Genomic DNA, 24,937 nt, shown 5'->3' with positions numbered 1-24,937 from the left:
GCCGTCGGAAACGCTGAGGCGCCGTCGGAGACACCGCGGGCCCGGCACCTCGGAGTGATCCGAGGTGCCGGGCCCGCGGTGTCGTCGCGTGCGAGGCCTACTGCCAGTTGCCCACGCCGAACGGAGGCTGCTGCTGGTTCGGGTCGCCCTGCCCCTCCGGCGGCATCGGCCGGGTCGGCGGGGGCTGCGGCGGGTTCTGGCCGGCCGGCTGCCACGGCTGCGGGGACGGCGCGTACTCCTGCATGGTCGGCGGCACCGGCGGGATCATCTGGGTGCGCTGGTCGCCGCCCGGAGCACCCTGGCCGCCCTGACCGCCCGGGACCGAGTACGAGCCGGTCGCGGACTGCTGCGCCTGCAGGGTCGGCGGGCCGGCCGGGTTCTGCGGCGGCAGGTACGCGGTCTGGTCGTTGGCCTGGCCGGGGCTCCAGTTGAACCCGGCCGGGGCCGGACCGCCCGGCTGCGGCTGCTGCGGGCCGCCCTGGCCGCCGCCGCCCTGCGGCCCGCGGAAGCCGCCGACCTGCGCCGGGGCCGGGGCGTGCGCGGACTGCCAGGTGAGCCAGGTGTACCAGGCCGCGAGGCCCAGCACGATCAGGCCGGCCACCCCGCGCAGGAAGTAGGCGAACTTGTCCGTGCCGCTGCCCGTGGCGCCCAGCCCGGCGAAGAACGCGACCAGGCCGAACAGGCCGCCGGCCGCGGCGGTGATCAGCGAGATCAGGGTGACCAGCCGGGCCTTGCCGAGCGGAGCGCCGGCGTGGTTGGCCAGGTACACCGCGATCGCCAGGGCCAGGGCCACTTCGAAGCTCAACAGGGCCGAGGCCTGGCCGGCCGCGATGTCGGAGAAGCTGCCGTTGCCGGTGAACAGCAGCACGATCACCGCGGCGAGTTCGGACAGCGCCGCGAAGAGCGCGGCCCCCAGGGCCGCGGGTTCACGCAGCCTCTTGATCGCTTCTGTCATGAGAACGTGGTTTCCCTGCAGTTCGGTTTTCTTCTGACCTGCCAAGGATTGCAGAATCGGCGGTGGTCTTTAAACCCGCGTCAGCGCAGTCGCCCGGTCGCACCGGGTCACCCGTCTCCGGGTTCTTAAACGCCGCTCAGGCCGCGGCGGGCTCGAGCCACTGCGCGTCGGAGGTGACGTACCCGGCCAGCGGCCGCAGCGAGGGGTCGTCGCGCAGCTTGCGCAGCGCCCGCCACAGCGCGGACTTCACCGTGCCGACGGACACGCCCATACGCTCGGCGATCTCGGTGTCCGTGTACGAGCCGTAGTAGCGCAGGGAGAGCGCCTCGCGGTCGCGGGCGGAGAGCCGGCCGAGGGCGCGAGCGACCGCCACCCGCATCTCCACCTGGGTCATCGACTCGCCGTCGTAGGGGCGCTCGGGCAGCTCGTCGGTGGGGTACTCCTCCACCCGGCGCTTGCGCCACTGGGAGATCTGGTGGTTGGTCATGGTCCGGCGCAGGTAGGATCCCACGACGGCCTTGTCCTCGATCCGGTGCCAGGCCTGGTAGGTCTTGAGCAGGCCTTCTTGCAGCAGGTCCTCGGCCTCGGTGCGGTCGCCGGCCACCTGGTGGGCGGTGCGCAGCAGGGCGGAACGGCGTTCGGCGACGTACGCGGCGAAATCTCCGGGAATCGTGGCCGAAGCGTTATCGATCGTCCGGGAACCGCGCGCGCCGGGGGGCGCGTCTGCATTCTCGGCGGGGACAGGAAGGGTCAGAGTTGGGAAGCTCATGGCTACTACCCTGGTCCCCGCTCTTCATCGCCCAGTCTGTTTCGCGTCACAGCTTTGCCACAGGGCCGGGCGCGCGACGCGAGCCGGTCACCTCGGGTGCGAGCCCGGACACGCCAGGTGATCTTCGGCCGCCGCAATCTCACCCGTAGCGTCCGGGCGGTCACGCTGCGTCGAAGCTGATGCGATTCAGATCTCGGACCACGCGTACGGCTACCGCAGACAGGCGTTTCATCGGTAAAAATGGGTAGGTGCCTAGTCTCCTGCTCGTCGAAGACGATCCCTCCATCCGGATGGCGATCGAGCTCGCGCTGACCCGCCAGGGTCACCGCGTGACGACCGCCGCCACCGGTGAGGAGGGTCTGGAGCTGTGGCAGACCCAGCGTCCCGAGCTGGTCGTGCTCGACGTGATGCTGCCCGGTCTCGACGGCTTCGAGGTGTGCCGCCGGATCCGGCGCACGGACCAGGTCCCGATCATCCTGCTGACCGCGCGCAGCGACGACATAGACGTCGTGGTGGGGCTGGAGTCGGGCGCTGACGACTACGTGGTCAAGCCGGTGCAGCCGCGGGTGCTCGACGCGCGGATCCGCGCGGTGCTGCGGCGCCACGGCGGATCCTCGCCGGACCAGGCGGACGTGGCCGTGTTCGGGGACCTGTCGGTGGACCGCTCCGCCATGATCGTCTCGCGCGCCGGGGTGCCCATCTCGCTCACCCCGACCGAGCTCAAGCTGCTGGTCGAGCTCTCCCGCCGGCCCGGCCAGGCGCTCTCCCGGCAGCAGCTGCTGCGCCTGGTGTGGGACCACGACTACCTGGGCGACTCCCGGCTGGTGGACGCCTGCGTGCAGCGGCTGCGCGCCAAGGTCGAGCTGGTGCCCGGCGACCCGCAGCTGATCCGCACCGTCCGCGGCATCGGATACCGCTTGGACCCGCCGCGGTGAGCCCCGGCACGGTGCGGCGCCGAGCGGAGTGTGCGCGGTGAGCCGGCGTTCGGACGCCGGGCGCTCCGCGCGCCACGGCGTGGGCTGGTGGCGCCGCGGGCTGCACCGGCGCGGCCTGCGGCTGACCGGGATCCGGCCGCGGCTGTTCGCGGGCTTCGCCGCGGTGGCCGTGATCACCGCCGTCATCATCACCAGCGCCTCGTACTACCTGAGCCGCACCGCGATGCTCGACCGCACCCAGCAGACCGCGGTGAGCAACCTCAACGAGGACTTCTCCGCGTACGGCGCCGAGCTGGAGGCCGCGGGGGCCTCCGGCGGGAGCAACGACGCCCAGGTCAACGCCGCCCTGCACACGCTCTCCAACCTGATGGCCAAGAACGGCTACGCGGTGCTGGTGCTGAGCCCGGCGGTCGGTTCGGTCGCGAGCAACCCGAACCTGACCGAGGTGCCGGCGGACCTGCGCGCGGCCGCGAGCGCGCACATGGTGCAGGAGCGCACCACGATCGACGGCGTCCCGTACGTGCTGACCGGCGCGGCGCTGGACAAGACCGGCATGCAGGTGTTCACCTTCACCGACCTGAGCCAGGAACAGCACGTGCTGGACAACCTGGTGCTGATCGGCGCGGTCTCCACCCTGCTGGCGCTGATAGGCGCCACCGTGGTGGCCTTCTTCGCCTCCCGCAACATCCTGCTGCCGATCCGCCGCCTCGGCATGGCCTCGCGCCGGCTCGGCCACGGCGACCTCGAGGTGCGCCTCGACGTGAGCGGCACCGACGAGCTCGCCGAGGTCTCGCGCACCTTCAACGAGACCGCCCGGGCGCTGGCGCAGTCGATGGAGGAGCTGCGCGCGATGGACGCGGCCTCGCGCCGCTTCGTCGCGGACGTCTCGCACGAGCTGCGCACCCCGCTGACCGCGATGACGGCGGTGACCGAGGTGCTCGAGGACGTCGAGGACGCCGACCCGACCACGGTCTCCGCGGCGCACCTGATCGCCAACGAGACCAAGCGGCTGGCCCGGCTGGTCGAGGACCTGATGGAGATCTCCCGGATGGACGCGGGCACCGCGGGCATGCGGGTGGAGGAGATGAACCTGCCGGAGCTGATCGAGGCGACGATCGAGGCCCGCGGCTGGACCGAGAAGGTGCGGGTGCACGCCCCGGCCGTACTGCCGGTGCTGGTGGACGCGCGCCGGATCGACGTGGTGCTGGCCAACCTGTGCGGCAACGCGCTCAAGCACGGCGGCGAGCCGGTGGACCTGACCGTGCACGAGTACCCCGACATGGTGCTGATCGAGGTGTCCGACCAGGGCCCGGGCATCCCGGCCAACGCGCTGCCGCACATCTTCGAGCGCTTCTACAAGGCGGACAAGGCCCGCGGCCGCAGCGAGGGCAGCGGCCTGGGCCTGGCCATCGCGTGGGAGAACGCCCGGCTGCACGACGGCGAGCTCGCCGCGCGGAACCGCCCGGAGGGCGGAGCCGTCTTCACCTTCAGACTTCCCCGACACCGCCCGGCGCCGGGGGACATCCCCGATCAGCGCGCGGAGAGCCTGCTCTCGGCGTCCGGACGTCACGAGGTGCGCCAATGGGAGGCGAGGAGCCGGTGAGGGCATCGCTGCACGCGGGTCGCGCGCGACGGCGCGGGCTCGCGTCGGCCGCCGGCGCCGCCGCGCTGCTGGCCACCGCCGGCTGCGGGATCGAGTCGACCGGGGTGCAGGTGGTCGGCGCTCCGCCGGCCGCGCAGGCGGCCGGGAACCTGCCCGGCGCCGGACCGAGCGCGGGCGAGTACGCCTACTCCCTCTACTTCTACCGCGAGGGCCGGCTGGCCTCGGTCACCCGGCTGGCGTCCACGCCGGTGGACCAGCAGACCGTGGTGGACGCGGTGATCGGCGGCCCGACCAAGCAGGAGCTGGCCAAGGGCTACAGCTCCGCGATCCCGGACGGCCTGAAGATAGTGGACCTGACCGCGCAGGGAGAGGCCTGGGCGTATCAGTTCTCGGATGAGCTCGGCCGGCAGGAGCGGGCGCAGATAGTGTGCTCGATCCAGGCGAACCTGCCCGCGCCCTCGGTGGCCACGGTCTACGGCAACGCCAAGCTGACCTGGAACATCTGCTGGGAGGACTTCCTCGACCTGGGCGCGCCGCCGTACCTGCCCAACGCCGCGGACCAGAGCGCCTCGCCGACGAGCACCTTCGGGCAGGCCTCGCCCGCCCAGTAGTGGGGGCCGGACCGGTGCGTACTCGCGTACCCTGGTCCGATGACCGAGAACAACGCGCACTTCGGGTCCGGCGACGCGCCGGCACTGACCGAGGATCAGATCCGCCGGGCGCCCAAGGTGGCGCTGCACGATCATCTCGACGGCGGCCTGCGGCCGGCCACGATCGTCGAGCTGGCGCAGACCGCGGGGTACGAGGGCTCGCTGCCGACCACCGACCCGGCGGCACTGGGCACCTGGTTCCGCGACGCCGCCGATTCCGGTTCCCTGGTTCGTTATCTCGAGACCTTCGACCACACCGTGGCGGTGATGCAGAGCGCTGAGGCGCTGCGCCGGGTGGCGGCCGAGGCCGTCCAGGACCTCGCGGCCGACGGCGTGGTCTACGCCGAACTGCGCTACGCGCCGGAACAGCACCTGCGCGGCGGGCTGAGCCTGGACGAGGTGGTCGAGGCGGTCAACGCCGGCTGCCGGGACGGCGAGGAGGCGGCCCGCAACGCCGGGCACCCGATCCAGAGCGGCACGCTGGTGACCGCGATGCGGCAGAACACCGAGCCGGGCCACAGCCTGCGCATCGCCGAGCTCGCGGTGCGCCACCGGGACTCCGGCGTGTCCGGGTTCGACATCGCCGGGCCGGAGCTGGGCTTCAGCCCCGACCTGCACGCGGACGCCTTCCGCTACCTGCGCGAGCAGTTCTTCCGGTTCACCATCCACGCGGGCGAGGCGGACGGCCCCGAGTCGGTGGCGGCGGCGGTGCGCCAGGGCGCGGCCCGGCTCGGCCACGGTGTGCGGCTGATCGAGGACGTGACGGTCTCGCCGGAGGACGGCACGGCCGAGTTCGGCCGGCTGGCCGCGTACGTGCGCGACTGCCACATCACCCTCGAGGTGTGTCCGACCTCGAACCTGCAGACCGGGATCGCCGACAAGATCTCCGCGCACCCGATCCAGCGGCTGAGCGAGCTCGGCTTCACCCTCACCGTGAACTGCGACAACCGGCTGATGAGCGGCACCTCGATGTCGCGCGAGCTGGGGCTGCTGGTGGAGGCGTTCGACTGGGACCTGTCGGACCTGGAGCTGATGGCGCTCAACGGGATCGAGGCGGCGTTCCTGCCGCAGGACCGCCGGGAAGAGCTGACCGACCTGATCATCGAGGACTACCAGAACCTGCGCGGCTGAGCCCGCGGGCGCCGTCGGACCGCGCCGGGGAGAACTCCGGCGCGGTCCGGCGGGACCTGCTAAGAACCGGTTAAGATCCATGCCGCAGCATGTAGTTTTCAGCCCGCGGTGTACGAACGGATCGGACCGGGCCGCTGCTGGCGCGACGCAAGACCCTGCCACAGACCCCATCGAAAATTGACCCTTTCGGGACCGACGTCGAGGTTAGCGCTAACAATTTCGGCTACCCGAAAGGGGATCTCGATGCGAGGTCCAACGCGCACGCGGCTGGGGCGCGGCTTCGCCGCCGCCACCGCCGCGCTGCTCGGCGCCGGCGTCCTGATCGGCGCGAACGACCTGCCCGCCAGCGCCGCGAGCGGCTGCCAGGCGAGCTACACCGTCTCCTCCAGCTGGCCCGGCGGCTTCGGCGCCGCCGTGTCGGTCACCAATCTCGGCAGCGCGATCAGCTCCTGGAACGTCACCTGGGCCTTCCCGGGCAACCAGCAGATCACCCAGATCTGGAACGCCACCGACACGCAGTCCGGGGCGAACGTCACCGCGACGAACGTCTCCTACGACGGTTCCGTCGCCACCGGCGCGAGCCTGAGCTTCGGCTTCAACGGCTCCTACTCCGGCAGCAACGCGAGCCCGAGCCAGCTCTCGCTCAACGGCGTCGCCTGCACCGGCACGGTGACCTCGTCCTCGGCGAGCTCGACGCCGTCCCCCTCGGCGTCGGCCTCGGCGTCGCGGTCCGCTTCGCCGTCGCCCTCGGCGTCCGCGTCGGCGTCCGCGTCGGCCTCGCCGAGCCCGTCGTCGAGCACTTCCTCCCCTCCCCCGGCCAACCAGGGCACGTGGCAGGCCGCGCCGGTCAACCCCTCCACCGGCGGAGCCGCGACGTTCCTGTGGCTGATGACCGACGGCAGCATCCTGTCGAACGGCTCGAACCTGAGCCAGTGGGTCAAGCTGGTGCCCGACGCGCAGGGCAGCTACGCGAACGGCACCTGGCAGACCCTCGCCTCGAGCCCCTACGGCCTGGGCGCGGCGCAGGAGCACATCCTGCCGGACGGCCGCTTCTACCAGGCCGGCGGCGAGTACGTCTACGAATACCCCTCCGGCAGTTCCGCCAACGACCACAATGCGGTCCAGCTCTACAACCCGGCCACCAACACCTGGTCGCTGGGCCAGGAGGGCCTGTACGGCAACCTCTACGACACCGGCAGCGCGACCCTGGCCAACGGCAGCATCGTCGCCTCGGACGAGGAGCAGGCCAAGACGCAGATCTTCAGCCCCAGCACCAACTCCTGGACCGCCGCCGGGTCCCGGCCGGCCTCGGCCGGTGAGGACGGCTGGGTGACGCTGCCGGACGACTCCGTCGTGGCGATGAGCGCGGGCGGCCAGTACCGCTACAACTCGAGCACGCAGACCTGGATCAAGCTCCCGGCCGCGCCCTCCGGGTTCGAGAACGGCTCGGTGGACCCGGCCATGACGACCCTGATGTACAACGGCAAGATCCTGGTCATGGGCGGCAACTCCTCGGCCGTCTACACGCCGGGCAGCACCGCGAGTTCGTCCGGCAGCTGGGCCCAGGGCCCGGGCATGCTCGACGGCAGTTACGTCGACGACTCGTACACGGTGCCCGAGGTCAACGGCGACGTTCTGGTCGACACGATCAAGTGCAGCTGGCTCACCAACGCCTGCGGTTCGGCGTCGGGTCCGATGCTTCAGGAGTACAACCCGAACACCAACGCCTTCACCCAGATCGCGGAGCCGCCGGACGGCTCGGGCCAGGCGGTCAACTTCATCAACCTGCCCAACGGCCAGGTGCTCGCCGCCGCGGGCGACCGCGACTGGATCTACACCCCGGTCGGCACGCCGCAGAACTCCTGGCGCCCGACCGTCGGCTCCGTCTCCGCGAACGGCGGCGGTTCCTATCATCTGACCGGCACCCAGCTCACCGGCCTGGTGACGGTCGGCGAGGACGACTATCAGGACCCGCAGAACTTCCCGATCGTCTACCTCAAGAACTCCGCCGGCAACGTCTACTACGCCAAGACCTCGAACTTCAGCACGATGGCGACGAGCACCCCGGGTGAGGCGGAGACGACCGACTTCACCGTGCCCTCGAGCCTGCCGCACGGCACGTACAGCCTGTACGTGTCCGCCAACGGCATCTCCTCGCTCGCCGCCTACTCGTTCACGTACTGAGCCCTGTCCACGCACTGAGCACTAAGCACTGAGCGCTGAGCCCTCAGAACTCAGGCCAGACCCGCCGCGTCCAGGAGCCGGATCAGATTGCGCTTGCGCTTCTGCTCCGTCCGGAAGGCGGCCAGGTACGCCGCGAACCCGCCCGGAGTCCCGAGCACCGCGTGGCAGGCCTGGACGCCTTGCAGCAGCTCCAGGACGCGGCGGTAGGCCTCTTCGCCGGTCTGCGTCCGCAGGGACTCGAGCGCACGCTGATACACCTCGAGCGCCTCGGCCGGCCGGCCCTGCCGGATCAGCGCCGCGAGCTTGAGTCGCTGCGGCTCGCTCGAACCCCTGCGCGCCTGCTCCCAGGCGCCCTCGAAGTCGCCTTCGGCGATCAGCACGTCGATCAGCACCGGGCCCATGCCGTAGCGCGCCAGCGGACCCTGCTTTGCCGCGTCCCGGCGCAGCAGCGCCATCGCCCGGCCGCGCTCGGCCTCCCACAGGCCCATCGCCGTAGCCGTCTCGCGCAGCAGCTCGTAGTGCGAGACGGTCAGCTCGGCCGAGAAGCGCTCCCGCCGCAGCCGCAGCAGATCCTTGAACCGGCCGGCCTGCGTATAGCGCAGCGCCACGAACTCGACCAGGTCGGTGCCGACGAAGCCGGTGCTCTCGCGCAGTCCGGTCTCCGCCCACTTGAGCGCCTCCTCGTCCCGGCCGGCCCCGTCGAGGTCGATCGCGATCCGCAGGTGCTGGCGGCCGTAGGAGTCGAGGTCGCGGGAGAGCAGGGTGACGAGCTCGTCGAGGTCGCCGCCGCGGCGGACGAGCTCCTCCATGAACCGCCGCTCCCGGGCCCCCTTGGGATTGCGCTCGTAGGCCGCGGCGACCACGTCGCGCAGGTGCGCGAAACCCTTGGCCCCCAACAGGTCCGTGTACTCGCCGACGTCGTGGCCCAGGTCCAGCTCGTCCGCCAGGTTGTGCTCGGCGAGGTGCCGGGCCAGCTCCAGCGGATCCGGCCGGGCGGCCCGGGCGGCGCGCAGGTGCAGCGGCAGCAGGTCGGTGACCGCGGCGTAGATCGAGCCGTTCGCGTCCTCGGCCGTGGCCAGCGCCTCGATGGCGAAGCCGGCCGCCTCCCGGCACACCAGCATGGCCTCCTCGGCCGCGCCCGCCTCGATCAGGCCCTCGATCGCGTGTCCGGCCTCTTCCACCCGGACCGCGTACGCGTCGCCGTCCTCGTAGTCGATGAACTCGCGCCCGCCGCGCCGCAGCAGCTGGCGCACCAGGCCGTGCACCTGCCCGGCGTCCTGCCCCGCCTGCGCCACCCGCAGCTCGAACCGGCGCCGCAGCTCCCGGTCGCCGCGTATCAGTACCCGCAGTTCTTCGCGCAGCTCGGCCTCGGTCAGCGACTCGAGCCAGGCATCGAGGTCGGGCCGGGCCGGGCCGGTCGCGGCGGTCGGGCCGCCGGCCGCCCAGGCGGCGAGCACGGCCAGGCCCACGGCCACGCAGTGCTTGCAGAAGTTGCCCTCCTGCCCCCACGGGCACGAGCACTGCCCCGCGAGCGCACCGCGCTCCCGGCTGAGGGTGACGTCGTACTCGAAGGAGCCCACGACGATGGCGTCGACCGCGTCCGGGCCGATGTCGAGTTCTTCCACGCAGTCGCGGTAGTTGAGTCCGCGCTCGAATCCCATCGGGCCGGCCGCGTTCCGCAGGTCGTCCTCGATAAACGCCAACGCCATAAGGAGATAGTACTGGTCAGGCGATGCGATCCAGGATGAGTGGGCGAGATCGGATCGCCTCGGCTTCGCGCGCCCGGCCGGAGCCGGCCCGCTCGATCCGCCAGGCGCCCTCGAGCGCCGCCAGCGCCGCGTCGAAGCGCTCCGGGGTGTCCGTGTTCAGCGTCAGCAGCGGCTGACCGGCGCTCACCTCGTCGCCCGGCTTCGCGTGCATCACCACACCGGCCCCGGCCTGCACCGGATCCTCCTTGCGGGCCCGGCCGGCGCCCAGCCGCCAGGCCGCGACGCCCACCTGCAGCGCGTCCAGGGAGACGAGCGTGCCGGAACTCTGCGCCGTCAGCACGTGCTGCTCCCGCGCCACCGGCAGCTCCGCGTCCGGGTCTCCGCCCTGCGCCCGGACCATGCGCCGCCACACGTCCATCGCCTTGCCGTTGCGCAGGTTCTCGGCCGGGTCCACGCCGTCGATCCCGGCGTTGGCCAGCATCTCGCGTGCCAGTGCCAGAGTCAGCTCGACCACGTCCGCCGGGCCGCCGCCGGCCAGCACCTCCACCGACTCGCGCACCTCCAGCGCGTTGCCCGCGGTCAGGCCGAGCGGCGTGCTCATGTCGGTGAGCAGCGCCACCGTCTTCACGTCGTGGTCGGTGCCGAGGGAGACCATCGTCTCGGCCAGTTCGCGGGCCCGGTCGAGGTCCTTCATGAACGCGCCGGAGCCGACCTTCACATCCAGCACCAGCGCGCCGGTGCCCTCCGCGATCTTCTTGGACATGATGGAGGAGGCGATCAGCGGTATCGACTCCACCGTGCCGGTCACGTCCCGCAGCGCGTAGAGCTTCTTGTCCGCCGGGGCCAGTCCGTCCCCGGCCGCGCACACCACCGCTCCGGTCTCCCGCAGCACACTGAGCATCTCCGCCTCGGACAGCTGCGCCCGCCAGCCCGGGATGGACTCGAACTTGTCCAGCGTGCCGCCGGTGTGGCCGAGCCCGCGACCGGACAGCTGCGGCACCGCCGCGCCGCAGGAGGCCACGAGCGGGGCCAGCGGCAGCGTTATCTTGTCGCCCACGCCGCCGGTCGAGTGCTTGTCGGTGGTGGGCCGGCCGAGTCCGGGCAACTCCATCCGGATCCCGGTGCGTATCATCGCCTCGGTCCAGCGGGAGACCTCGCGCCGGCTCATCCCGTTGAGCAGGATCGCCATCGCCAGCGCGGACATCTGCTCGTCCGCCACGGTCCCCGCGGTGTAGGCCGGGATGAGCCAGTCGATCTGCCGGTCCGTCAGCTCCCGCGACTCCCGCTTGGCGATGATGATGTCGATGACGTCCACAGCGCTCCTGATGCCTTGCCTAGCTTGAAGTTGTCAGTCCCGCACGGCGAGATGCTGCGGACCGAAGGCCTGCGGCAGCACCTCGGTCATCGGCTGGATCCCGCGCGGGGTGTCCACCAGCAGCTCGTCGCCGCCGAACTCGTAGAGCAGCTGCCGGCAGCGCCCGCACGGCATCAGGCAGTTGCCCTGCCCGTCCACGCAGGCGAAGGCCACCAGCCGGCCGCCGCCGGACATCCGCAGGTGGGAGACCAGCGAGCACTCGGCGCACAGCGTCACGCCGTACGAGGCGTTCTCGATGTTCGCGCCCGAGACCACCCGGCCGTCGTCCACCAGCGCGGCGGCGCCGACCGGGTAGTCCGAGTACGGCGAATACGAGTACTGCAACGCGTCGCGTGCCGCGTCGCGCAGGGCCGCCCAGTCGACCTCGACCATCGGCTCAGCCCTTCTTGAACGGCTTGTTCGACGCCGCCGGCGGCCGCGCCTTCGCGCCGATGACGGCGACCACGAAGATGGTGATCGCGTACGGCGCCATCTGCAGGAACGCGCTCGGGATCGGCGTGTTGAGCGGGGAGAGGAAGTACTGCAGCGAGATCGCGAAGCCGAACATCAGCGAGGCCCCGAAGGCGCCCAGCGGAGTCCAGCGCCCGACGATCAGGGCCGCGATGGCGACGTAGCCCTTGCCCACGCTCATGTCCTTGCCGAACTGGCCGGTGTTGCCGACGGTGAACCACACCCCGCCCAGGCCCGAGAGCAGGCCGGAGTAGAGCAGGTTCTGGTAGCGCAGCCCCAGCACCTTGATGCCGACGGTGTCGGCGGCCAGCGGGTGCTCGCCCACGGCCCGGGTGCGCAGGCCCCAGCGGGTCTGGTAGAGCATGTACCAGAGCAGCGGGACGACCAGGTACGCCGCGTAGAACACGATGTTCTGGTCGAACAGCGGCCCGATCACCGGGATCGAGGCCAGGCCCGGGATGCGCCAGGGCGTGAACAGCGGCGGGGTGTTGTACTCGGCGCCGTTGGTGGCCATCAGCCGGTCGTAGAAGAACCCGGTCAGGCCGGCGGCCAGCACGTTGATCACGACGCCGAGCACGACCTGCTCGATCAGGTAGCGGTTGGCGAAGAAGGCCAGCAGCATGCTCATCGCGGCGCCCGCGGCCATGCCGGCGATCAGGCCCACCCAGACGCTGCCGGTCATCGAGGCGGTCAGCGCGGCGGTGAAGGCGCCGGCCAGGAACTGGCCCTCCACCGCGATGTTGACCACGCCGGAGCGCTCGGCCAGCAGCGCGCTCATCGAACCGAGCACCAGCGGCACCGTGGCCAGCGCGGTCTGCAGCACGACGCTGGGCACCGGCAGCCCGGCCGACTGCCCGGCCGCCGCCCACACCAGGAAGGCGAGCACCATCGCGACGAAGTAGACCGCGGCGATCCAGCGCTGCGCCGCCTTGGACACCGGCGCGAACGCGGTGGCCAGGCCGCACAGCACGGCCAGCGCCGCCAGCGCGAGCGCGAGCGCCTTCGCCGGGATCGAGAGCTGGTAGGTGCCGGGGTTCTGGCCGAAGCCGATCAGCGTGTGCACGCCGTCGCCGGTGCGGGTGCCGAGACCGAAGGCCCACAGCCCGAACGCGCCCACCAGGACCTGGGCGATGCCCGACCTCAGCTTCGTGCGGTCCGTCGCGCTCTGCGCGATCTCGGCGTGCGGGGTGATGGTGGCGGTGGTCACGCGGCGGCTCCAGCGGTAGCGGCGTCGCGCGAGCGAAGCCGGAAGATCTCCTTGATCAGCTGCGGGGCGGAGACGAAGATGACGATCAGGGCCTCGATGACGTTGATGATGTCGGTCGAGATCTGGTCGTTCGCCTGCATCACCGAGCCGCCCGCCTGGAACGCGCCGTAGAGCAGCGCCGCCAGCACCACGCCCCAGGGCTTGGTGCGGCCGAGCAGTGCCACGGTGATCGCGTTGAAGCCGAGCCCGGCGTCGATGTTCGGGCTCAGCGAGTTGTTGTTCGGGTTGTTCAGGCCCAGCACCTGGGTGACCCCGATCAGGCCCATCAGGCCGCCGGAGATGACCATCGCCCAGATCTGCACCCGCGCCACGCTGATGCCGCCGGTGCGGGCCGCGGCCGGGTTCAGGCCCACCGCGCGGATCTCGAAGCCCAGCTTGGAGCGGCGGAAGAACCAGGCCGTGATCGCGGTGGCCACCAGCGCGATCACCAGGCCGAAGTCGGTGCTCAGCTCGGAGCCGAACAGGTGCGGGAGCACCGCGTTCGGCCCGGCCGGCTTGGAGATCGACTGACCGGCCTTGGTCGGGTCGTGGAAGGCCGAGGTGGTCAGCAGGTAGTTCGACAGGAAGAAGAACATGATGTAGTTGAGCATGATCGTCACGACCACCTCGTGCGCCCCGCGCTTGGCCTTGAGCCAGCCGACCAGGGCGCCGAGCAGCACGCCACCGACGATGCCGGCCAGCACCGCCACGGTCAGCTGCAGCGCGCCGGGCAGCGCGGTCCAGGAGAAGGCCACGTAGGTGCACAGGATCGCGCCCGCGATGGTCATGCCCTGGCCGCCGATGTTGAACATGCCGCCGCGGAAGGCGACCGTCACCGCGAGGCCGCCGAAGATCAGCGGGGTCGCGTCCTCGAGCGTGTTGGTGATCGGCCCGAAGAACTGCGAGGGGGTGCCGTTGACGAAGGCCGGGTTGAAGATCGAGCCCTTGAACAGGTCCGAGTACCCGTGCGAGACGTCGTGCCAGGCGGTGTCGAAGAAGTCCGAGGGCCGGGAGAAGAAGTAGCCCAGCTCGCGCATCGCCGCCGCGTCGGATATGACGATCAGGATCGCCCCGACGAGCAGCGCCAGCACGATCGCGAGCAGCGTCACCAGCGGCGTGCTCTGCGCGGTGAAGACGTTGCGGGCCAGCCGCCCCCAACTGGACGGCGCGGTCTCCGGGTTCTCCGGCTCGGCGGCGGCCACGGGGGCGTCGTTCGATTCCTGCGTGCTCATCGTGTCACCTCTCGAGCGATCGCGGGGCCGCACGCGTGCACTGCGCCGAATGATTCGCTCGCAAGCTCGCTCATGAGTCCTCACCGTCCGAGGGGTCCGAGGGGTCCGTGGTCGTGTCGTCGCCGGTGGCCGAACCCTGATCCCCGTCGGCGATCCCCGCCATCAGCAGGCCGATCTTCTCGCGCGGGGTGTCCGCGGAGACGGTGCCCACGATCTTGCCGCGGTACATCACCGCCACCTTGTCCGAGAGCGCGAGGACCTCGTCGAGCTCGGTGGAGACCACCAGGATCGGCCGGCCGAGGTCGCGCTCGGCCACGATGCGCTTGTGGATGAACTCCATGGCGCCGACGTCGACGCCTCGGGTGGGCTGCGAGGCCACCAGCAGGCTCAGCGGCCGGGAGAGCTCCCGCGCCACCACCACCTTCTGCTGGTTGCCGCCGGAGAGCTTGCCGGCCGGGTGCGCCGGGTCGGTCGGGCGGATGTCGAACTCGGCGATGCGCTCCCCGGCGTTGCGTTCCACCTCGCCGAGGTCGACCGAGAGCCGCTTGCCGAAGGGCGCGGTCTTGTAGAGGTCGAGCACCAGGTTCTCCGCCACCGAGAACTCGCCGACCACGCCGTCGTGGCCGCGGTCCTCCGGGATGAAGCCGACGCCGGCGTCGAGCACCTCGCGCGGGCTGCGGCCGAGCAGCTCCCGGCCGTCGAGCCGGATCGAGCCGGACTCCACCGGGACGAGGCCGAGGATGGCCTCGGCGAGCTCGGACTGGCCGTTGCCCTGCACACCGGCGATGCCCAGGATCTCGCCTCCGCGCACGGTGAACGAGACGTCGTCCACGGCCGCGTTCCCGTGCACGTCGCGGATCGTGAGACCGTCGACCACCAGTGCCTCGGCGCCGGGGGCGGCCGGGGCCTTGTCCACCACGAGCTGCACCGAGCGGCCCACCATCATGGCGGCCAGCTCGTTCTCGCTCATCGACGGATCGGCGCTGCCGACCACCTCGCCGCGCCGGATGACGGTGATCCGGTCGGCGATCGCCTTGACCTCTTTGAGCTTGTGGGTGATGAAGACGATGGACTTGCCGGCCTTGCGCAGCGAGTCCATGACCTTGAACAGGTCCTCGATCTCCTGCGGGGTGAGCACCGCGGTCGGCTCGTCCAGGATCAGCGTCTGCGCGTCCCGTACCAGGGCCTTGACGATCTCGACCCGCTGCTGCACGCCCACCGGCAGATCCTCGATCCGGGCGTCCGGGTCGAGCGGGAGCCCGAAGCGCTCGGAGATCTCCTTGACCTTGCGCCGGGCGGTGCGGTGGTCGAGCACGTTCAGCGGGCCCTTGGCCGTGCCGAGCTGCGCTTCGTCGCCGAGGATAACGTTTTCCGCGACGGTGAAGACGGGCACCAGCATGAAGTGCTGGTGCACCATGCCGATGCCGGCGGCGATGGCGTCGCGCGGTCCTGAGATCGCCCGGGCCGTGCCGTCGATGACGATCTCGCCCTCGTCCGGCTGGTAGAGCCCGTACAGGACGTTCATCAGGGTGGACTTGCCCGCGCCGTTCTCCCCGAGCAGGCAGTGGATCTCCCCGGGCTCCACGGTCAGGTCGATGTGGTCGTTGGCGACCAGCGACCCGAACCGCTTGGTGATGGAGCGTAGTTCCAGACGCACCGCTTCACCCGTCTCTCAAGCTTGCTTCGTCTTCATTGACTACTTTTTGATGTGCCGGGCTTCCGTCGAGCACATCCGTCGGGTGCGCAGCGCGCCGCGCACCCGACGGGGCGAGCTAGCGACCGGGTCAGGAGGACGCGGTCGGCTGGCTCGTCGAGGTGATCTTGATGCTGCCGTCGATGATGGCCTGCTTCACGGTGCCGAGCTCCGTCTGCAGCGCCGCCGGCACCTTCGAGGACCAGTCGTGGAACGGCGCGAGGCCGGTTCCGCCGTTGGCCAGCGTGCCGATGAACGCGGTGGAGGAGAACTTGCCGTTGTAGGCGTCGGTGACCGAGGTGTTCACCGCGGTGGCGATGCCCTTGGTGACCGAGGTCATGATCGAGGAGCAGTAGCTGGCGTTGGACTCGCAGCCGTCGTCGTCGACCCAGATCGCGTTCAGCTTGCCGTTGCTCGCCTGCGCGGCCTGCAGCGCGCCGATGCCGGTGCCGCCGGCGACCGGGAAGACGATGTCCGCACCCTGGCTCTGGAAGGTCTGCGCGATCTGCTTGCCGCCGGCCTGGTCACCGAAGGGGTTGGCCGAGGTGTCGAAGGTGCCCTGCTGGGTCTTCTCGCTCCAGCCGAGGACCTGGACCTTGGTGTGGTGCTGCTGGTTGTAGTACTGCACGCCCTCCCAGAAGCCGTCCATGTAGACGGTGACGGTCGGGTACTTGGCGCCGCCGAAGGTGGCCACCTTGCCGGTCTTGGTCATGCCCGCCGCGAAGTAGCCGCCGAGGAACGCGCCCTGCGCCGTGTTGAACTCCAGGCCCTGGATCTGGGTGCCGGAGGAGGCGTTGTCCACGATCGCGTACTGCTGGCTCGGGTTCTTCTTCGCCGAAGCGGTGGTGGCGTCGGCCATGGCGAAGCCGACCGTGACTATGTACTTGCAGCCCTTGGCGACCAGGTTCGAGATGTTGCTCGTGTAGTCGTTTTCCGTGGTCGACTGGACGTACGAGACCGAGACCTTGCCGCCGGACGCCTTGGCCGCGTCCTGCATGCCGGCCCACGACTCGGCGTTGAACGAGTGGTCGTCGATACCGCCGGTGTCGGTCACCATGCAGGCGCTCCAGTTGGCCGCCGCCGCGGATGCGCTGCCTCCGCTGGTGCTGCCGCCCGAGGTAGAGACCGGAGCCGAGCCACACGCCGATGCCGCGAGGCCTACCGCGGCGAGCGCGGCGCCGAGCTTGAGCGTCTTCTTCACCCTGTTGCCTCCTGAGTACGGCCCAACGCCCCGGCCCGAGGGGGCTGTCGCACGACGCTGGGAAACCTGAGAGAAGTCTTGGCCGAGTCCGACCACGTGCAGAGAATAGATCCCGAGGGGGTTCGTTTTGAGCTGGTCCCTCCGGAATTGCACGGAACGAGATGGCTCCGGTGGAAAGTCGAGATGAATCCGTGATGCACGGTACGGGGCGGACCCGAAACCCATCACAACCCGCGAGCATTCCGTCACGAATAGTGTCTTCGGAGGGGCCTCGCGGCCTCGGCTCGGAAAACGTTACCAAGAGGCGTCGCGCGCGGATAGACCCGGAACTCGGGGCGGCGCCGGGCGGGGTCGGTGTACGGCCCGGAGCTGGGATCTCGGGGCTGAGGTGAGCATCCGTCAGGTCGGCATCGGCCGTCCGCCGACGGCCGCGGCCGGCCTGACGGGCCGTTCGCGGGGCGCCGCCGACGGCTTCCCCGGCAATCGATCTCGCAATGATGCGGGCGCGGTCACGGCCGTTGCGTCACGTGGATTCCCCCGAAGCACGGCACCGCGCCCCCGCGCCGCCGTCACCCGTTTTCCGGGCCGCGCAGCCTCAAGCCGCCCGGCCCGCCGTGGTCGGATCCACGGTCGCTCAGCCCATCGCCAGTTCGGTGAAGAACCGCACGCCGATGGCGATGGCCGACTCGTCCGCGAGGAAGCTCGGCTGGTGCAGGTCGCGCTGGACCGTGTCGCCCGGGGTGCGCACGCCGAGGCGGGCCATCGCGCCGGGCACGTGCCGCAGGTACCAGGAGAAGTCCTCGCCGCCGAGCGACTGCTCCACCACCACCACGTTCTCCGGCCCGCAGATCCGGCCGGCCGCCACGCGCATGTCCTCGATCGTCGGCTCGTCGTTGACCACCGGCGGAACCCCGCGGACGTAGTCGAGCTCGGTCTTCGCGCCGTACACCGAGGCGATGGAGTCGATCAGCTCGAGCACCAGGTCCGGTGCGTCCACCCAGGCCCGCTCGTCCATGCAGCGCACGGTGCCGTGCGCCTCGCCGGCCTGCGGGATCGCGTTCGGCGCCTGGCCGGCGTTGATCGAGCCCCACACCAGGGACAGCCCGTGCCGCGGGTCCACCCGGCGGGAGAGCGCCGCCGGCAGCTCGGTGACCAGGTGCGCGAGCGCGTGCACCAGGTCCACCGTCAGCTGCGGGCGCGAGGTGTGCCCGCCCGGGCCGCTCAGGCGCACGGCGAGCTTGTCGCAGGCGGCGGTCAGCGGGCCGATGCGCAGGCCCACCCGGCCCGCGTCCACCCGCGGGTCGCAGTGCAGCGAGACCGCGCGGCCGACGCCCTCGAGCGCGCCGCCCGCGATCATGTCCAGCGCGCCGCCGGGCATGACCTCCTCGCTCGGCTGGAAGATCAGCCGCACCGGCGGGACCGGCAGGCCCTGGGCCGCGGCCTCGGCCAGCGCCAGGCCGGTGCCGAGCACGACGGTGGTGTGGATGTCGTGGCCGCAGGCGTGCGAGACCCCGTCGGTGACCGAGCGGAAGGTCAGGCCCGGCGCCTCCTGGATCGGCAGGGCGTCGAGGTCGGCCCGGATGGCGAGGCGGCCGGAGAAGCCCGCGTGCGCCGCGCCCTCGCCAGGGCGGGCGCCGATGTCGCAGGTCAGGCCGGCTCCGCTGGGCTGCACGCGGGGCTCGAGCCCGGCCTGGCGCAGTCGCTCCGCGACCACGGCGGTGCTGCGCAGCTCCTGGCGGGCGAGTTCCGGATGGGCGTGCAGATCGCGGCGGATCTCGATGAGCTCGGCGATACGCGCGGCGGTCAGTGCGCTCGCGGGGTGCACGGGCGCTTCGTGATACGGGACAGCGAGGTTCCTGACCATTCCCCAACGGTAGACCCGTCAATCGTCTCTGAGACGCGTTTTTGCCCCCAGTTGACCCCTCCGGGGGCCACAAATGATCCGACAGGACTATCTCGCGCCACCGCAATCCGCCCTCGGATGCGCCGAGTGCGCCGGGGTCACCGAGGGTAGCGGAACGGCCCGCCGGGAACGCACTAACCGAAAGCTTTCGCGCGTGCCCTGGGAGGCCCCATGACCCAATCCCCCACCCCGCAGGAGTCCGCCTGCGGCTGCAGCGGCCGGGGTTGCAGCTGCAACCCGTGCCGGTGCAACCCGTGCGGCTGCGGCTCGCACAAGCAGGAAATCCGGATCGAGCCGGCTCCGGAGCGTGCTCCGGGGACCTGACCAAAGCCGAATCTCACTCGTACGGCGGAGAGTAGCCGGGGTCCTGACGGGGCATCAGGCTCCGTGCCGCTGATCCCGCTGCTCTCCGCCAAGATCCTCGCCCCGGTCGTGGCCGCCAGTGCGCTCACGGCCGCCGCTACGGCGCGCACCACGACCGCGGGCACCCTTCCGCCGGATCTGCCGGCGCCGCCCGCCCTGGTCAGCGCGACCTCGCTCTCCTCGCCCCGGGCCGGGGCGGCCTTCGCCGGCCTGCCGCAGGTCGGCGCGCTGGTGTGGCAGAACCTCGACGGCACCCCGGGCAAGCGGCTGTGCTCGGCCGTCGCCGTGGACAGCCCCAACGGAGACCTGATCGCGACCGCCGCGCACTGCGTCGCCGGCGTGCGCGCGACCGTGGGCGGCCCCATGGCGGTGGCCTATCTGCCGGGCTGGGACGGCAGCTCGACGCCCTACGGCGTCTGGTACCCGACGCGCGTGATCCGGGCCAAACAGTGGAGTGCGTCGAAGGGCGGGAACCCCGACTTCGACATTTCCTTCCTCACGGTCTTCCGCAAAGACGACCCGCGTCCGCTGGAGACGGTCACCGGGGCCGAGCGCTTCGGTGCCATCCCCGCCCCGGGCACCCTCACCGTCCAACTCGGCTACGCCGACGACGGTCAGGCCCCGCTCGTCTGCCGCTCCACCATGGGCTTCCACTCCCGCACGCAGCTGCGGGTCGTGTGCGACGGCTTCCCCGCCGGCACCAGCGGCGGCCCGCTGCTGACGAACGTCGACCCCTCGACCGGCATCGGCACGCTCGTCGGCGTCGTCGGCGGCTACCAGCAGGGCGGCGCCGGCCCCGCGATCAGCTACGCGGCGGCGTTCACCCCCGCGATCCAGTCGCTCTACCGGGAAGCCTCGCGCTACTGAGGCCTCCCGACCGAGCCTCCCGACTGAAGTACGCGCAGGTCAGAATGCGTCGCGCGGAATGTAGGTGCCCCAGACCTCGCGCAGCGCGTGCGAGACCTCGCCGACGGTGGCGCAGGCCCGCAGCGCCTCCTTCATCGGATACAGCACGTTCTCCTCGCCCTCGGCCGCACGCTTTATCTCGTCGAGCGCGCGACTCACATCGCCGTTCGAGCGCTCCGCGCGCAGCTTGGCGAGCCGCTCGGTCTGCTGCTGGCCGATGGTCGGGTCGACCCGGAGCGGCTCGTAGGGCTCCTCCTCGTCGAGCGCGAACCGGTTGACGCCCACGACCACGCGCTCGCCGCCGTCGATCTGCTGGGTGATCTGGTAGGCCGAACGCTCGATCTCGGTCTTCTGGAAGCCGTGCTCGATCGCCGCCACGGCGCCGCCGAGGTCTTCCACCCGCCGCATCAATACGTCTATCTCAGCCTCGAGCGCGTCCGTCATCGACTCGACCACGTACGAGCCGGCGAACGGGTCGACCGTCTTCGTCACGTCCGTCTCGTAGGCGATCACCTGCTGCGTGCGCAGGGCGAGGCGCGCGGCCTTCTCCGTCGGCAGCGCGATCGCCTCGTCGAACGAGTTCGTGTGCAGCGACTGCGTGCCGCCGAGGACCGCGCCGAGCCCCTGCAGCGCGACCCGGATCAGGTTCACCTCCGGCTGCTGGGCCGTCAGCTGGACCCCCGCGGTCTGTGTGTGGAAGCGCAGCATCTGCGACTTCGGGTCCTTCGCGCCGAACTCGTCGCGCATGACGCGGGCCCAGATCCGCCGGGCCGCGCGGAACTTGGCGACCTCCTCGAGCAGCGTCGTGCGGGCGACGAAGAAGAACGACAGGCGCGGGGCGAACTCGTCCACGTCCAGCCCGGACTTCACCGCCGCGCGCACGTAGGCGATGCCGTCGGCGAGGGTGAAGGCGACCTCCTGCGCGGGCGTCGCCCCCGCCTCGGCCATGTGGTAGCCGGAGATCGAGATCGTGTTCCACTTCGGGATCTCGCGCTGGCAGTATGCGAACACGTCCGCGACCAGCCGCAGCGAGGGCGCCGGCGGGAAGATGTAGGTGCCGCGGGCGATGTACTCCTTGAGGATGTCGTTCTGGATCGTCCCGGTCAGCTGACTCGGCGCGACCCCCTGCTCCTCGCCGACGAGCTGATAGAGCAGCAGCAGGATCGAGGCCGGAGCGTTGATCGTCATCGAAGTGGAGACCTTCTCCAGCGGGATCCCGCCGAACAGGGTCCGCATGTCCTCGATCGAGTCGATCGCCACGCCGACCTTGCCCACCTCGCCCTGCGCGATCGGCTCGTCCGAGTCGTAGCCCATCTGCGTCGGCAGGTCGAAGGCCACCGACAGTCCGGTCGAGCCGTTCGCGATCAGCTGCTTGTACCGGGCGTTGGACTCCGCGGCCGTGCCGAACCCCGCGTACTGACGCATCGTCCAGGGCCGGCCGGTGTACATGCTCGGGTACACGCCGCGGGTGAACGGATACGCGCCCGGCCGCCCCAGCCGGGCCGCCGGATCCCAGCCCTCGAGCGACTCAGGGCCGTACACCGGCTCGAGCGGAAGCCCTGACTCGTTCGTCGCGGCAGAAGTCATCGAAGATCCCATCCGGGCGGTGGTGCGGGGTAGGCGCGGGTCGCCTCCCGGTTTCGGAGCGTACCGAGAAAGGCTACCGACGGGTAGCCCGGCTCACTCGACAGGACTCACTGTCGTGCGAATCACACGCCCATGAGATCCACTAGTGAGGAGATTTGTCCGCGATGTCCGATGCGAGATCGCTCACAAAACCCGCCCGATGGTCATCGGACCACCCCGAGGGGTGGTTAACCTGACGGCCGACGAGGACGCGACGATCAGGAAAGGGGCAGGGCGGAGCCCATGGCCACTACAACGTCTGGCGCGGGAGCGAGTTCCCGGTCCGGTAAGAAGGGCACGCTCTACCGCGGCCGCGAGGGCATGTGGAGTTGGGTGGCGCACCGCATCACCGGCGTCCTGATCTTCTTCTTCCTGTTCGCGCACGTACTCGACGCCTCTCTGCTGCGGGTCTCGCAGAGCGACTACAACAGCGTGATCGGCACCTACAAGAACCCGATCACCAACTTCCTCGAGTACGGCCTGACCGCGGCGATCGTCTTCCACGCGTTCAACGGCCTGCGGATCATCGCGGTCGACTTCTGGGCCAAGGGCGCGCGGCACCAGAAGAAGCTGCTGTGGTGGGTCGTGGGCGTCTGGGTGGTGCTGATGGCCGGGATGTTCTATCCCATCCTGGCGCACTCGCTGCACCGGATCTTCGGGTACTGAGAGGGATTGCCATCATGACGACGACCCCCGCGATCGAGGCTCCGCGCACCCCGGGCGCCGGCTCCAAGCTGCGCACCCGCCGCAGCCCGCGCTCCGGCCGGACCAACTTCGAGCTCTACAGCTGGCTGTTCATGCGGTTCTCCGGCCTGCTGCTGACCTTCCTCGTCCTCGGCCACCTGTTCATCATGCTCGTGCTCGACGGCGGCGTGGAGAAGATCAACTTCGCCTTCGTGGCCGGCCGCTGGGCCTCCCCGTTCTGGCAGGTCTGGGACCTGGTCACGCTGTGGCTGGCCACCCTGCACGGCACCAACGGCCTGCGCACCGTGATCAACGACTACGCGGAGCGCGACGGCTCCCGGGTCGCCCTCAAGACGGTGCTCTACACCGCGGCGATCTGGATGGTGTTCCTCGGCAGCCTCGTCATCTTCACCTTCACCCCCGACATCAAGGCCTGAGGCGCGCTCCACCATGACTGAGACGAACGAGACGACCTACCAGGTCACCCCGCCGAACGTCGGCGGCGACGAGTACAAGTACACCTACACGGACATGGTCACGGCGCCCTCCACCCGCGGCACGTACCCGGTGCACACCTACGACACCGTGATCGTCGGCGCCGGCGGCGCGGGCATGCGCGCGGCCCTCGAGGCCGGCACCCGCTCGCGCACCGCCGTGCTCACCAAGCTCTACCCGACCCGGTCGCACACCGGCGCGGCCCAGGGCGGCATGTGCGCCGCGCTGGCCAACGTCGAGGAGGACAACTGGGAGTGGCACACCTTCGACACGGTCAAGGGCGGCGACTACCTGACCGACCAGGACGCCGCCGAGATCATGTGCAAGGAGGCCATCGACGCGGTCCTGGACCTGGAGAAGATGGGCCTGCCCTTCTCCCGCACCCCCGAGGGCCGGATCGACCAGCGCCGCTTCGGCGGCCACACCCGCGACCACGGCAAGGCCGCCGTGCGCCGGTCCTGCTACGCCGCGGACCGCACCGGCCACATGATCCTCCAGACGCTGTACCAGAACTGCGTCAAGGAGGGCATCGAGTTCTACAACGAGTACTACGTGCTCGACCTGCTGCTCGGCGAGCCCGGCGAGGACGGCGTACGCCCGACCGCGGGCGTGGTGGCCTACGAGCTGGCGAGCGGTCAGATCCACATCTTCCGGGCCAAGGCGGTCATCTTCGCCACCGGCGGCTTCGGCAAGGTGTTCAAGACCACCTCCAACGCGCACACCCTGACCGGCGACGGCATGGGCATCATCTGGCGCAAGGGCCTGCCGCTGGAGGACATGGAGTTCTACCAGTTCCACCCGACCGGTCTGGCGGGCCTCGGCATCCTGCTCACCGAGGGCGCCCGCGGCGAGGGCGGCATCCTGCGCAACGCCGACGGCGAGCGGTTCATGGAGCGCTACGCCCCCACCATCAAGGACCTCGCCCCGCGCGACATCGTCGCCCGGTCGATGGTGCTCGAGGTGCGCGAAGGCCGCGGCGCCGGTCCGCACAAGGACTACGTCTACCTGGACCTGACGCACCTTCCGGCCGAGCAGATCGAGGAGAAGCTCCCGGACATCACCGAGTTCGCCCGTACGTACCTCGGCGTGGAGCCGACCACCGAGCTGGTCCCGGTCTACCCGACCGCGCACTACGCGATGGGCGGCGTGCCCACGAACGTGCAGGCCGAGGTGCTGCAGGACAACAACCAGGTGGTGCCGGGCCTGTACGCGGCCGGCGAGGTGGCCTGCGTGTCCGTGCACGGCTCGAACCGCCTGGGCACCAACTCGCTGCTCGACATCAACGTCTTCGGCCGCCGGGCCGGCCTGGCCGCGTCCGAGTTCGTCAAGACCGCGCCGCTGGTGCCGATCGCCGAGGACGCCGCCGAGGGCGTCGCCGAGATGATCGAGCGGCTGCGTGCGGCGAAGGGCACCGAGAAGGTCGCCGCCATCCGCACCGAGCTGCAGCGGACCATGGACGACAACGCGGGCGTCTACCGCAACGAGGGCACGCTCAAGCAGGCCCTCGACGACGTCAAGGCCCTGCAGGCGCGGTACGCGAACGTGGCGGTGCAGGACAAGGGCAAGCGGTTCAACACCGACCTGCTCGAGGCGGTCGAGCTCGGCTTCCTGCTCGACCTCGCCGAGGTCCTGGTGATCGGCGCGCTCAACCGGAAGGAGTCGCGCGGCGGCCACGCCCGCGAGGACTTCCAGGACCGCGACGACGAGAACTACATGAAGCACACGATGGCGTACCGCGAGGCCAAGGAGGACGGCTCGTACGAGATCCGTCTGGACTGGAAGCCGGTCGTGGTGACCCGTTACCAGCCGATGGTGAGGAAGTACTGA

The 24,937-nt window shown here is 70.7% G+C and carries 20 protein-coding genes; 9 read left to right on the top strand and 11 right to left on the bottom strand.

Features of this window, described 5'->3' with window-relative positions:
• Positions 1-97: 97 nt before the first annotated feature.
• Positions 98-955: a hypothetical protein gene (locus tag ACTRO_RS30235; protein WP_034268527.1), complete on the bottom strand. Its 858-nt coding sequence runs from the start codon at positions 953-955 to the stop codon at positions 98-100.
• A gap of 136 nt (positions 956-1,091) precedes the next feature.
• Positions 1,092-1,724 (bottom strand): SigE family RNA polymerase sigma factor, encoded by a 633-nt coding sequence (locus ACTRO_RS30230; RefSeq protein ID WP_051451619.1) that lies wholly within the window; start codon positions 1,722-1,724, stop codon positions 1,092-1,094.
• A gap of 248 nt (positions 1,725-1,972) precedes the next feature.
• On the opposite strand from ACTRO_RS30230, the gene ACTRO_RS30225 reads away from it, so the two are divergent.
• The 5 genes from ACTRO_RS30225 to ACTRO_RS44145 all read left to right on the top strand — a co-directional run bounded on the left by ACTRO_RS30225 (position 1,973) and on the right by ACTRO_RS44145 (position 8,227).
• On the top strand, positions 1,973-2,659 hold the full coding sequence (locus ACTRO_RS30225; RefSeq protein WP_034268524.1) for a response regulator transcription factor: 687 nt from the start codon (positions 1,973-1,975) through the stop codon (positions 2,657-2,659).
• A 37-nt stretch (positions 2,660-2,696) separates the two neighbouring features.
• On the top strand, positions 2,697-4,262 hold the full coding sequence (locus ACTRO_RS30220; protein ID WP_051451618.1) for a sensor histidine kinase: 1,566 nt from the start codon (positions 2,697-2,699) through the stop codon (positions 4,260-4,262).
• The gene (locus ACTRO_RS44150) at positions 4,259-4,873 is read left to right on the top strand and encodes a GerMN domain-containing protein (RefSeq protein WP_169739966.1); all 615 of its coding nucleotides are present in this window, start codon (positions 4,259-4,261) and stop codon (positions 4,871-4,873) included. The genes ACTRO_RS30220 and ACTRO_RS44150 overlap by 4 nt, the downstream gene beginning before the upstream one ends.
• A gap of 39 nt (positions 4,874-4,912) precedes the next feature.
• A complete protein-coding gene (locus ACTRO_RS30210; protein WP_051451616.1) occupies positions 4,913-6,043 on the top strand; it encodes an adenosine deaminase in 1,131 nt (376 codons plus the stop codon).
• A 243-nt stretch (positions 6,044-6,286) separates the two neighbouring features.
• Entirely contained in the window at positions 6,287-8,227 is a 1,941-nt protein-coding gene (locus ACTRO_RS44145) for a cellulose-binding domain-containing protein (RefSeq protein WP_051451615.1), read from the top strand.
• Positions 8,228-8,277: 50 nt separating this feature from the next.
• Here the strand turns inward: ACTRO_RS44145 and ACTRO_RS30200 are convergent, their stop codons facing one another.
• The 8 genes from ACTRO_RS30200 to ACTRO_RS30165 all read right to left on the bottom strand — a co-directional run bounded on the left by ACTRO_RS30200 (position 8,278) and on the right by ACTRO_RS30165 (position 18,997).
• A complete protein-coding gene (locus ACTRO_RS30200) occupies positions 8,278-9,936 on the bottom strand; it encodes an SWIM zinc finger family protein (RefSeq protein WP_034268521.1) in 1,659 nt (552 codons plus the stop codon).
• 16 nt (positions 9,937-9,952) lie between these two features.
• Positions 9,953-11,251 (bottom strand): thymidine phosphorylase, encoded by a 1,299-nt coding sequence (locus tag ACTRO_RS30195; RefSeq protein ID WP_034268518.1) that lies wholly within the window; start codon positions 11,249-11,251, stop codon positions 9,953-9,955.
• Positions 11,252-11,284: 33 nt separating this feature from the next.
• The gene (locus ACTRO_RS30190) at positions 11,285-11,683 is read right to left on the bottom strand and encodes a cytidine deaminase (RefSeq protein WP_034268515.1); all 399 of its coding nucleotides are present in this window, start codon (positions 11,681-11,683) and stop codon (positions 11,285-11,287) included.
• 4 nt (positions 11,684-11,687) lie between these two features.
• The gene (locus tag ACTRO_RS30185) at positions 11,688-12,968 is read right to left on the bottom strand and encodes an ABC transporter permease (protein ID WP_034268512.1); all 1,281 of its coding nucleotides are present in this window, start codon (positions 12,966-12,968) and stop codon (positions 11,688-11,690) included.
• Positions 12,965-14,239 (bottom strand): ABC transporter permease, encoded by a 1,275-nt coding sequence (locus ACTRO_RS30180; protein ID WP_051451614.1) that lies wholly within the window; start codon positions 14,237-14,239, stop codon positions 12,965-12,967. The genes ACTRO_RS30185 and ACTRO_RS30180 overlap by 4 nt, the downstream gene beginning before the upstream one ends.
• A 70-nt stretch (positions 14,240-14,309) precedes the next feature.
• Positions 14,310-15,896 carry an ABC transporter ATP-binding protein gene (locus ACTRO_RS30175; RefSeq protein ID WP_034268509.1) on the bottom strand — a complete coding sequence of 529 codons (1,587 nt, stop codon included), beginning with the start codon at positions 15,894-15,896 and terminating at the stop codon, positions 14,310-14,312.
• Between the two features lie 127 nt (positions 15,897-16,023).
• Entirely contained in the window at positions 16,024-17,133 is a 1,110-nt protein-coding gene (locus ACTRO_RS30170) for a BMP family lipoprotein (RefSeq protein ID WP_034268507.1), read from the bottom strand.
• Positions 17,134-17,767: 634 nt separating this feature from the next.
• The gene (locus ACTRO_RS30165) at positions 17,768-18,997 is read right to left on the bottom strand and encodes an amidohydrolase (protein WP_034268505.1); all 1,230 of its coding nucleotides are present in this window, start codon (positions 18,995-18,997) and stop codon (positions 17,768-17,770) included.
• A 426-nt stretch (positions 18,998-19,423) separates the two neighbouring features.
• On the opposite strand from ACTRO_RS30165, the gene ACTRO_RS30160 reads away from it, so the two are divergent.
• Entirely contained in the window at positions 19,424-20,266 is an 843-nt protein-coding gene (locus ACTRO_RS30160; RefSeq protein WP_051451613.1) for a trypsin-like serine peptidase, read from the top strand.
• A gap of 39 nt (positions 20,267-20,305) precedes the next feature.
• Here ACTRO_RS30160 and ACTRO_RS30155 read toward each other — a convergent pair whose 3' ends face one another.
• Positions 20,306-21,892, bottom strand: a complete 1,587-nt coding sequence (locus tag ACTRO_RS30155; RefSeq protein ID WP_034268502.1) for an acyl-CoA mutase large subunit family protein — start codon at positions 21,890-21,892, stop codon at positions 20,306-20,308.
• 282 nt (positions 21,893-22,174) lie between these two features.
• Between ACTRO_RS30155 and sdhC the strand changes: the two genes are divergently transcribed.
• The 3 genes from sdhC (at position 22,175) to sdhA (ending at position 24,937) form a co-directional block, all read left to right on the top strand.
• Positions 22,175-22,597: a succinate dehydrogenase, cytochrome b556 subunit gene (gene sdhC, locus ACTRO_RS30150; protein WP_084316625.1), complete on the top strand. Its 423-nt coding sequence runs from the start codon at positions 22,175-22,177 to the stop codon at positions 22,595-22,597.
• Positions 22,598-22,611: 14 nt separating this feature from the next.
• Positions 22,612-23,052: a succinate dehydrogenase hydrophobic membrane anchor subunit gene (locus ACTRO_RS30145; RefSeq protein ID WP_034268496.1), complete on the top strand. Its 441-nt coding sequence runs from the start codon at positions 22,612-22,614 to the stop codon at positions 23,050-23,052.
• A 94-nt stretch (positions 23,053-23,146) separates the two neighbouring features.
• A complete protein-coding gene (sdhA, locus tag ACTRO_RS30140) occupies positions 23,147-24,937 on the top strand; it encodes a succinate dehydrogenase flavoprotein subunit (protein WP_051452535.1) in 1,791 nt (596 codons plus the stop codon).

It is taken from the genome of Actinospica robiniae DSM 44927, from assembly GCF_000504285.1.
GTDB lineage: Bacteria > Actinomycetota > Actinomycetes > Streptomycetales > Catenulisporaceae > Actinospica > Actinospica robiniae.
This window is presented reverse-complemented; position numbering and strand designations above follow the sequence as displayed.

Coding starts and splice junctions, on each gene's coding strand:
- ACTRO_RS30155 (WP_034268502.1), bottom strand. CDS start 21,892: ATGACTTCTGCCGCGACGAACGAGTCAGGGCTTCCGCTCGAGCCGGTG.
- ACTRO_RS30190 (WP_034268515.1), bottom strand. CDS start 11,683: ATGGTCGAGGTCGACTGGGCGGCCCTGCGCGACGCGGCACGCGACGCG.
- ACTRO_RS30200 (WP_034268521.1), bottom strand. CDS start 9,936: ATGGCGTTGGCGTTTATCGAGGACGACCTGCGGAACGCGGCCGGCCCG.
- ACTRO_RS30180 (WP_051451614.1), bottom strand. CDS start 14,239: ATGAGCACGCAGGAATCGAACGACGCCCCCGTGGCCGCCGCCGAGCCG.
- ACTRO_RS44145 (WP_051451615.1), top strand. CDS start 6,287: ATGCGAGGTCCAACGCGCACGCGGCTGGGGCGCGGCTTCGCCGCCGCC.
- sdhA (WP_051452535.1), top strand. CDS start 23,147: ATGGTCACGGCGCCCTCCACCCGCGGCACGTACCCGGTGCACACCTAC.
- sdhC (WP_084316625.1), top strand. CDS start 22,175: ATGGCCACTACAACGTCTGGCGCGGGAGCGAGTTCCCGGTCCGGTAAG.
- ACTRO_RS30235 (WP_034268527.1), bottom strand. CDS start 955: ATGACAGAAGCGATCAAGAGGCTGCGTGAACCCGCGGCCCTGGGGGCC.
- ACTRO_RS30145 (WP_034268496.1), top strand. CDS start 22,612: ATGACGACGACCCCCGCGATCGAGGCTCCGCGCACCCCGGGCGCCGGC.
- ACTRO_RS30165 (WP_034268505.1), bottom strand. CDS start 18,997: ATGGTCAGGAACCTCGCTGTCCCGTATCACGAAGCGCCCGTGCACCCC.
- ACTRO_RS30210 (WP_051451616.1), top strand. CDS start 4,913: ATGACCGAGAACAACGCGCACTTCGGGTCCGGCGACGCGCCGGCACTG.
- ACTRO_RS30230 (WP_051451619.1), bottom strand. CDS start 1,724: ATGAGCTTCCCAACTCTGACCCTTCCTGTCCCCGCCGAGAATGCAGAC.